The sequence below is a fragment of the Mycobacterium sp. genome (genome assembly GCF_049585075.1).
GTDB lineage: Bacteria > Actinomycetota > Actinomycetes > Mycobacteriales > Mycobacteriaceae > Mycobacterium.
On sequence record NZ_JBAUZA010000022.1, the window covers coordinates 1 to 1,643 of the forward strand.

2 protein-coding genes are annotated in these 1,643 nt (G+C 66.5%); both read left to right on the forward strand.

Translation table 11 applies throughout. The features are described from left to right. On the forward strand, positions 1–564 hold a 564-nt coding region (locus tag WB785_RS01145; protein WP_424076872.1), incomplete at its 5' end, for an MBL fold metallo-hydrolase. Further along, positions 561–1,643 (forward strand): histidine--tRNA ligase (gene hisS / locus WB785_RS01150; protein ID WP_424076873.1); only part of this gene is annotated, 1,083 nt, incomplete at its 3' end. The genes WB785_RS01145 and hisS, both read left to right, overlap by 4 nt.

Genomic DNA, 1,643 nt, shown 5'->3' on the forward strand with positions numbered 1-1,643 from the left:
GGCCAATTGCGCCGCGTCCTGGACAAGAATCGGCTGACTCCCGCCGCGGTCCTGCTCACCCACGGCCATATCGACCACATCTGGTCAGCGCAGAAGGTGTCCGACACGTTCGGCTGTCCCGCCTACATCCACCCCGAGGACCGGTTCATGTTGACCGACCCGATCAAGGACTTCGGGCCGAAGCTGGGCCAGCTGCTGTTCGCCGCGATCTTCCGCGAGCCCAAACAGGTCATCGAACTGGACCGCGACGGCGACAAGATCGATCTCGCCGGGATCAGCGTCACCGTCGACCACACGCCCGGCCACACCCGCGGATCGGTGGTCTTCCGAGTCACGAACGACAAAGACGATAACGACGTCGCGTTCACCGGCGACACGCTGTTCGAGCGCTCGGTGGGCCGGACCGACCTGTTCGGCGGCAGCGGCCGCGACCTGATTCGCTCGATCGTCGACAAGTTGTTGGTCCTCGACGACAAAACTGTGGTGCTGCCTGGACACGGCAATGCGACCACCATCGGCGCGGAGCGGCGGTTCAACCCGTTCCTCGAAGGTCTGAGCTCGTGAGCCAATTCACGCCGTTATCCGGGCCCAAAGGCGTACCGGATTACGTCCCGCCGGAATCGGCGGCGTTCGTCGCGGTGCGGTCGGGGCTGCTCGACGCGGCCCGCCGGGCCGGCTACAGCGACATCGAGTTTCCCATCTTCGAGGACACCGCGCTGTTCGCCCGGGGGGTGGGCGAGTCCACCGACGTGGTCTCCAAGGAGATGTACACGTTCACCGACCGCGGCGGCCGCTCGGTGACGCTGCGGCCGGAGGGCACCGCCTGCGTCGTGCGCGCGGTGATCCAGAACGGCCTGGACCGCGGCGCGCTGCCGGTCAAGCTGTGTTACGCGGGCCCGTTCTTCCGCTACGAGCGGCCTCAGGCCGGCCGCTACCGCCAGATGCAGCAGGTCGGTGTGGAGGCGATCGGTGTCGACGACCCTGCGTTGGATGCCGAGGTGATCGCCGTCGCCGACGCTGGATTCCGCTCGTTGGGCCTTGATGGGTTCCGGCTGGAAATCACCTCGCTCGGCGACAACACCTGCCGTCCGCAGTATCGGGAAATGCTGCAGGACTTCTTATTTCAGCTTGACCTTGACGACGAAACACGCAAGCGCGCCGAGATCAATCCGCTGCGGGTGCTCGATGACAAGCGTCCGGAGGTCAAGGCGATGACGGCCGGCGCTCCGGTGATGCTCGACCACCTCTCCGATGTGGCCAAGCAGCATTTCGAGACCGTGCTGGCGCATCTCGACGCGCTGGGCGTGCCCTACGTCATCAACCCGCGGATGGTCCGCGGATTGGACTACTACACCAAGACCACCTTCGAGTTCGTGCACGACGGGCTTGGCGCGCAATCCGGCATCGGCGGCGGTGGCCGCTACGACGGTCTGATGCGTGAACTCGGCGGACAGGACCTGTCGGGTATCGGGTTCGGTCTCGGCGTTGACCGCACCTTGTTGGCGTTGCGCGCCGAGGGCAAAGAGGTCGGCAGGACCACCCGGTGCGACGTGTTCGGAGCGCCACTGGGCGAGCAGGCCAAGCTGCGGCTGGCGGTGCTGGCCGGGCAGCTGCGAGCCGCCGGGGTGCGGGTGGATCTGGCC